The sequence below is a fragment of the Rhodoferax sp. genome, from assembly GCF_037143375.1.
Lineage (GTDB): Bacteria > Pseudomonadota > Gammaproteobacteria > Burkholderiales > Burkholderiaceae_C > Rhodoferax.
In genome coordinates this window covers 1-7,082 of the sequence record NZ_JBAWYV010000157.1, presented here as the reverse complement: position 1 = coordinate 7,082, position 7,082 = coordinate 1, and the positions used below count along the sequence as shown (strand labels likewise).

Below are 7,082 nucleotides of genomic sequence, written 5' to 3'. Positions count from 1 at the left end.
CCAATCAGAGTCGGGCCCAGATGCCATTGCAGATCAGCGGTGCGAACAATGTCGAGAGCCGCGTCGAACTGCACAATCGCCTGCGGGTAATCGGCCAGTCCCATATGACCGGTGCAGGACCAAGCGATCATCATCAGGTTCTCCGACTCATAACTCCGGTCACCGATGCCGCGCGCTAGCGCTAGAGATCGCGAAAATGAATTGATGGCCGCAACAGGCTCAGCGCTGGCGAAATACGCCTCCCCCCGACCATGAAAAGCCTGTACAGCCACCAGATCCGTCAGGCCCAACCGCTCACATATATCCACTGCTTGTTGGTGGTACGAGATCGCCAAATCGTTACGCCCGTTGCTCCAAGCCACCGTCCCCAAGTGGTACAAGGTATCGGCCGCATGCCGCTCATCCCCCATAGCACGCGACACCTTGAGCGCCTCATCCAGACAGACAATGGCCTGCTCGTAGGCATCGGCGCGCCGATAGGCCATACCGAGCAGAGTCAAGACATCTCGCGCATGTGCATGCTCGCCCACGGCGCGCGCCGCAACGATCACTTTTTGAAAGTCTGCCACCGCTCCGTCGATCTGCCCGGCCTGCGCACGCGCCACGCCGCGCTGCTCGTACACAGCAAGTTGCTGCGCTGGTGTTGCCACGTCCGGATGGGCTTGCAACAAAGCCACGGCGCGATCAAACCACTGCAGCGACTCTCGCATGGCAAACAGCTTCTGGGAGTGCTCGGCGGCCAGGCCCAGGTAATGCACGGCCTTGGACCACATGTGCCCGCGCTCATAGTGCTCGGCCAAGTGGGCATCGCGCTCATGCACACTGCGGGTCGGCTGCTGCTCCAAAAACTCTGCCACGGCGCGGTGCAGCAACACGCGGCGGGCCTTGCCGATATCGCGGTAAACCACTTCGCGCACCTTGTCGTGACTGAAATCATAGAAACCCCACTCGGAGTCTTCGCGTAAAAGCCGACGCTTCACCAGAGATTCCATGGTGTGCAGGAAAGTCTCCTCGGTCGAATGGGTCAGCGCCAGCAAGGTCTCGAAGTCGAAACGACGCCCGAGCACGGCTGCCAAATCAAGCAGCGGCCGATCCGCAGAGGGCACGCGGGCCAGACGCACGCGCACCGAGTCACGCAAGGCAGTGGGTAGCGACAGGCTTGCCGCATCGCCAAGCGCGCCATTGTCTTCGCTCAGTGAATGCATGATCGACCAGAGAAAAAAGGGATTGCCCTCAGATTCACCGTGAAGCCGGTCCGCGAAATGAGGCGCACTGAGTATCGGGTCATTCAACTTGACAAGCAGTTCTTTGGTGTCCTCCGGCCCGAGCGGCGCCAGCGCCATTGACTGCGTGTGCGATTCACGGCGCAGGCTCTCCAGCAAGCTGATCAGACCTTGGTTGTTGTCCAGTTCTTCGCCCCGGTACGCCCAGACCAATAGAACCGGTTTATTCGCAATCTGGCGCGCCAAAAAATGCAGGAATTGCAGGCTGGCGTCGTCGGCCCATTGAATGTCGTCGATCATGACCACCAACGGTCGGCCTTGCGCCAGCGCGTCAAAGAGCTGCACCAGCGCCTGAAACAAACGCGCCTGGCGCGCTTCGGGATAGTCCGCCGACAGGCGCGGCAGGTCAAGCAGGCGCTCGGTCATGGCCGGCACCAGTGCGGCGATCTCAGCCTGCAGCGTCGGGGTAATCTGGCGTAATCGCGCCTCGGGGGCGGTGCGGCACGCCTGAGTGGCAAGGTCAATGACCGGTTGATAGGCGATGGCACGCTCTATTTCGTAGCAATTCGTGACCAGCATGGGCATAGCCCGTTGCTGCACATAAGCCGCCACCTCGCTCATGAGTCGGCTCTTGCCGATGCCCGCTTCACCTTCAATCAGCACGACTTGACCGCAGCCAGTCGTCTGCCTGGCAATCAGGCCTAAAAACTGACCATACTCTTTGTGCCGCCCCACAAAGGGGGTCTTGTGATCGTCTGCAGGTTCCAGCACATTGCGGGCAGGAGCCGTCATGGCCCCGATGGGCACCTCAGCCAATGGCAAGCTTTCGGACGTTTGCAGGTAACGTGCAGCTTGCAGAAATGCTGCCCGATCGTGTGCGGGAATAGCGAGATGCTCGGCCAGGCGTTGCGCCAGTCCCCGCGACGGTCGGCGCTCCTGGGCTTCAATTTTTTTGATGGCAGCCTGCGAACAACTGACTTTTTGTGCCAGCGCGTCCTGCGTCAGGTCAAGCGCCTTGCGCCGCCGTCGCAGCCAGTATCCGAAAGAGTTGTCCTGCTCATTCATCTGCGGCCCTTGTCCTTGTTGCCCGGATCGAGGAATTATGTCCCGGCTCCCCGCATTTGTCCCCCTTTTTGTCTACTTCCTGGAGACCCGGTGTCGATGCCAAAGGTGTGCAATACCACTGCGAGTTTGGAATGCAAAAGCATTGATCACGCAGCGACCTTCAACCCAACAGGAGAATCAACTATGCGAATCGCCAAAGATAACGTGGACATCAAGATGGAAATCCCCGGCGCCGTGATCCGTCAGCGAACAGATTTTGGCGATGCAACCGGATTGGGCAAGATCAGCGGCGAGTACTTCAGTCTTTCGGCCGGCGTCGATACCACCCCACTGTTTCAGGGGCTAGAAGGCAATTTATGCCAGTGCCCACACTGGGGCTTTGTTGTACGCGGCCAACTCACCACGACCGACGCGCAAGGCGAGCAAGAGACCGTCAAAGCGAATGATCTGTTTTACTGGCCCCCTGGGCACAATGTCAAAGTTGAGGCAGACGCGGACATTGTCATGTTCAGCCCTCAGCATGAGCACAGCCATGTGATCAACCACATGATTGGCAAGGTCAGAGGCTAAGCGGCCTGCTCTGTTCTGCGCATAGTTACGACCGTCTCACTCATCGCCTCGCGGTCCAGCCACGCGCACCTGGCACAACAGTTCTTCTGCTTGCAATTCGTTATCGGCAAACATGACTTTGACTTTTCCTGTCACGGCGGAACCCTCTTCGGCGCGCAGCGCTTTGGCCCAGGTCGAGGCGTCGTTGAAGGCGTCAAACTCAGCCAGTTTGTCCAGTTGCGAAAAGGGTTTGACCCGGTAGATGTAGTAAGGCATGGTGCCGTCTTTCAAATGTAGTGTTTAGAGGCACGGCGTCGCCCGGGCAACGCTTTTTGAATGATCACGCCGCGCACGCTGGCCAGGTCAGCCAGCGGCGCATCGGGAAAAGCCGGGTTGAGCGCGTGCAAGCGCCAGGCGTCGCCCGCGCGCAGCAACTGCCGAAAGGTCCATTCATCGTTCAGCCAGGCCAGCACATAGGAGCCGTCGGTAGCCAGTCCTTCGGGCTCGATGATGATGATTTCACCTTCGCTGAATTCTGGCGTCATGCTGTGGCCCAGCACCATCAGCGCAAACGATTCGCCGCCCGCGCAGTCGGGCAAGCTGGCATCGGCGGCGTCCATGGAGGCTTTCGCATAGATGGCGCTGGAGGGTTCTGAAGCGGTGGTGTATGTCTGCATATTGATCTCCGTAAATGGCGCTCAACCTAGAGCACCAGGGACACTATTTGCGCCTCGGCAATGCCTGCAGCACGCAGCTCATCGTGCAATGTTCTGATAAATTCCTCTGGCCCGGCCAGGTAGAAGTCGCAGTCAATGTCAAACAAGTCAGCGCGCATGGCCAGTGCGATCTGGTGCGCGCCCCGGGTAACGTCAGAGTCTGTCTCCAGCTCGTATTCAAACTGGTCCAGCGCCTCGGACCAGGCGCGGCACTGGTTCTCCTGAAAGTGACCATCGCTTTTGGTGGCCAGCCAAAACAGCGAGAGCGAGGGCGAGGCGTCCAGCGACAAGGCATGTTCAATCAAACTCTTGATGGGCGCGAAGCCTCCATCGCAGGCAGCAAACACCAGGGGCCGGTGGCCGTCGGCCAGCACAAAATCGCCCGCGGGCCCCAGCACCGTCACGGCCGCGCCGGTTTTGATGTCGCCGGCAAACAGATGCCTGGACAGCGCATCCGCTTCATCGCGGGCTATGAAAAAGAGCAGGTTGCGGTCATCGCAGGGGCAACTGGCGATGGGGTAGGTGCTGTGCATGTCGCCCACACCCGGCAAGGTCCAGCCCAGCGACACCGATTGCCCCGCCAAAAAGCGCAGCCGGTGCGTGCGCGGGGTTTGCAGGTGCAGCAGCCAGGTGTTGGGTGCCAGTTCCTTGATGGCACGCACCTGGGCCACGATCTGCTGCTCGGGAATATCCTGCGGGCCAGTGGCTTCGAGCATCTCCAGGGTGAGCTCGCTGCTGGCCGCCGTGTGGCAGCACATCAGGGTGTAGCCCTGCGCCTTTTCGGCTTCTGACAATTGGTAGTCAAAGTGCTGGGTTTTCACCACGCCCCCGGAGATCACCCGCACCTTGCACATACCGCAACTGCCGTTGCCGCAGCCGTAGTTCAGCTTGAGGCCGGAATGCAGCCCCGACTGCAGCAGGTTGGCATGGCCTTCGACCGCAAACTCGTGCCCACTGGGGCGCACCGTCACCTGAGCCGTCATGACTTTGAGCATATCGTCCATCACTTCCAGTAAACCGACCGACTCCGTGGCCAATGCCTGCGCCAGACCCTGCGTGACCTGCTGCTCCAGCGCCTGCCAGTCAGCATCGCCCGGGTGAGCTACGACGCTTTCACGGGTGCTCTTTTGCAACGCAATCACCAGACCGTGGTAGCGCTGCAAATGGCGCCGCACATCGGCCAGCTCCTGGCTTTGTGCGAATAGTCGTTGTGCCAGCACCTCCTGGCTCGGCAGCAAACGCTCGCGCACCCTTTTGCCAAAGGCATCATCCCGAATTTGCTGCACCCGCTCCAGCAAGCCCGACTCTTCCAACTGGGCATCGGGGTAGAGCCGCAACAGGGCTTCGGTGGCAACCAGGCCTTCGTTGAGGATCAGCGCACCGTCGCGCACCTGCTGCTGCAACACCCCACGCGCCACCCCCAGCAACTGGGCCGCACGCCAAACGGTAACTTGATGCGTCATGGTTTTTAATTACTATTAAATTAATAGCTACTTACGCAGACAGAACGGGGGCTAGAGGCCGATTTGTTATAAATTTCAGGCAAGGTTAGGCGATCCAGGTAACGGGCGCGGTAAAGCAGTCGGGGTTGCGCAGGGTCGTCGACAAAGCCGGCGCGGTCATGCAGCACGTTGTTGCACACCAAGCCCATGCCGGGTTGCAGCGTCAGGCGAAACACATGCGGCCCGTCGCTGGCCAGCAACTTCTCCAAAAATGCCACGGCAGCAAGCGTGGTGGCATCGTCCTTCCACAGCACGCTGCGAGTGCGGGCGGTGTAGCGCATGTGCAGCGCACCGCTTTCAGGGTCGACCGAGAACACCGGCCCTGACTGTTCGGCCCGCGCCACGCCGTCTTCATCCAGCCGCTCTGGGATGGTCATGGCGTCGGGCGCCATCAACGCTCGCACCCATTCGGGGTTGGCTTCACGCAGGGCGATGTAGGCCATCTCGTGGTCCATCAAGGCGGTTTCGCCACCCTCACTGGCGCAGCGCACGCAATGCAACACCATCGCCCGAATGTGCCGCGAGGACGGGTGGTAGTAGCCATCGGTGTGCCACTTGATAGCCCGGTTGGTATAGGGAATAAAGGCACCACGGTCGCCGGGCTTGGCCGCCACGGCAATCTGCGAAATCCCGTCTTCATCGGCCAACCAGTTGCCATCGAGGCGGTGCAAGCCCAGTTGCTGCGCCAGCAGGCGCGGAATGTTTTTGTCTTCAGCGCACAGCGGGCTGAGGTAGATCGCCATGTTGGCGGTGGCGCAGCGCTGCAGCAAAGCGTCCGACTCGGCCGCGCTCAGGGTGCGCGGATCGACCACGTCGACGATCAGATCGCTGGCTTGCCGGGGATGGCTGGCCCGCTTGGCATCACGCCAGTGCGCGTAGGCGGCAGAGTTCTCGAGATCGAACGGTGAGTGGTTCATGGGGGTGTTCCTCAATCAGCGGTGGTGGCGATGCGTGATTTACGCGGCGCACGGGGTTCGGTGGACAGGACGCCCAGCATCGCCCGCTGCAGCATCTCGACGGCTTGTGGCACTTCGGCGGCCATGATCTGATCGACCACCCAGCGCTGGTCTTTTTGCGGCATGAGGGCCTCGATGCGGTGGCCCAGATAGCGCACAAAAGCAAAGTCTGGCCCCGCTGCGTCATAGCCAAACTCAGCGTAGTGGTCGGCCAACTCGTTGAACAGGTCAATGAATTCATCAAAGTGGCTAGGCTGCCCAGACGGTGGCACGCCCAGCAGGGTGTCCTCGTTTTCCTGCAGCACCTCGCCCACACGGACCACCAGTGCGGTGATGAACTCGGCGCGCCCCTCGGGGCCCATGCGCTCAAAAGCCATGCGGTCCAGCACCTGCGTCAAAAACACCAGCACCTCCCGCGTAAAGGCAAAGTACTGAGGCCCAATTTCGATGTCGAAATGGGCCGAGCGCATTTGCTTGAGCGTGTTTTGCGCCACGCGCCAGGCAATAAAAGCCATCGCACTGGCGGTTTGCTGCGGCGTCTTGGCGCTACCCGCCTGAAACCACTGGCTTTTGATCCGGATGTTGGCCACGGTCAATAACCACCCTTGCCCAGTGGCTGCGGCAAGCCGGCCACTTTGGGGCCTTGCTTGGCCGGGCCAACCGGGAACAGGTCGTACAGGTATTTGCTGTCCGCGCCGGGATGAATTTCAGAAAACCCTTTGAGCATGTTGCGGAAATTGGGCGTTGCGCCCTCTTCGCGGTACTGCTCGCGCAGGTAGTTCACCACTTCCCAATGGGCCTCGGTGAGTTCGATATTTTCTGCAGCGGCGATGACGCGCACGGCTTCGTCGTCGTACACCGGCTCCAGCAGGTAGCCCAGGTCGTCTGCTTCGTATTCGACACCATTGATGAGGTAAGCCATATTCAGAACTCCTTTATAAAAAATTAAACCGCGGCCGCTGACTTGTGCGGTACAAATATTCCACAACCCAGCAGGCGACTGGCGCCGAGTCCGCGCTGCTGCAAGCGCATCGATTGATCTGGCTTCAGGGCGTGCAGCATCAGGCTGAA

At 60.3% G+C, this 7,082-nt stretch carries 8 protein-coding genes; 1 reads left to right on the top strand and 7 read right to left on the bottom strand.

The window, feature by feature from the left end:
- The coding region (locus WCG50_RS16280) for an AAA family ATPase (RefSeq protein WP_336900646.1) at positions 1-2,288 on the bottom strand (2,288 nt) is incomplete at its 3' end.
- A gap of 183 nt (positions 2,289-2,471) precedes the next feature.
- Here WCG50_RS16280 and WCG50_RS16275 point away from each other — a divergent pair.
- The gene (locus tag WCG50_RS16275; protein ID WP_336900645.1) at positions 2,472-2,858 is read left to right on the top strand and encodes a hypothetical protein; all 387 of its coding nucleotides are present in this window, start codon (positions 2,472-2,474) and stop codon (positions 2,856-2,858) included.
- A 36-nt stretch (positions 2,859-2,894) separates the two neighbouring features.
- On the opposite strand, the gene WCG50_RS16270 is transcribed toward WCG50_RS16275, so the two are convergent.
- Genes WCG50_RS16270 through WCG50_RS16245 form a run of 6 tightly spaced genes read right to left on the bottom strand, consistent with a single transcriptional unit; the run spans position 2,895 to position 6,933 of the window.
- Positions 2,895-3,113, bottom strand: a complete 219-nt coding sequence (locus WCG50_RS16270) for a hypothetical protein (protein WP_336900644.1) — start codon at positions 3,111-3,113, stop codon at positions 2,895-2,897.
- A gap of 11 nt (positions 3,114-3,124) precedes the next feature.
- Complete coding sequence (locus tag WCG50_RS16265) at positions 3,125-3,514, bottom strand: S24 family peptidase (RefSeq protein WP_336900643.1); 390 nt, start codon at positions 3,512-3,514, stop codon at positions 3,125-3,127.
- Positions 3,515-3,540: 26 nt separating this feature from the next.
- On the bottom strand, positions 3,541-5,016 hold the full coding sequence (locus tag WCG50_RS16260) for a 2Fe-2S iron-sulfur cluster-binding protein (RefSeq protein ID WP_336900642.1): 1,476 nt from the start codon (positions 5,014-5,016) through the stop codon (positions 3,541-3,543).
- Positions 5,017-5,036: 20 nt separating this feature from the next.
- Positions 5,037-5,972, bottom strand: coding sequence for a TauD/TfdA family dioxygenase (locus WCG50_RS16255; protein WP_336900641.1), 936 nt, complete (start codon positions 5,970-5,972; stop codon positions 5,037-5,039).
- 11 nt (positions 5,973-5,983) lie between these two features.
- Positions 5,984-6,601, bottom strand: coding sequence for a hypothetical protein (locus WCG50_RS16250; protein WP_336900640.1), 618 nt, complete (start codon positions 6,599-6,601; stop codon positions 5,984-5,986).
- A gap of 2 nt (positions 6,602-6,603) precedes the next feature.
- Positions 6,604-6,933, bottom strand: coding sequence for a TusE/DsrC/DsvC family sulfur relay protein (locus tag WCG50_RS16245; RefSeq protein WP_336900639.1), 330 nt, complete (start codon positions 6,931-6,933; stop codon positions 6,604-6,606).
- Positions 6,934-7,082: the final 149 nt, after the last annotated feature.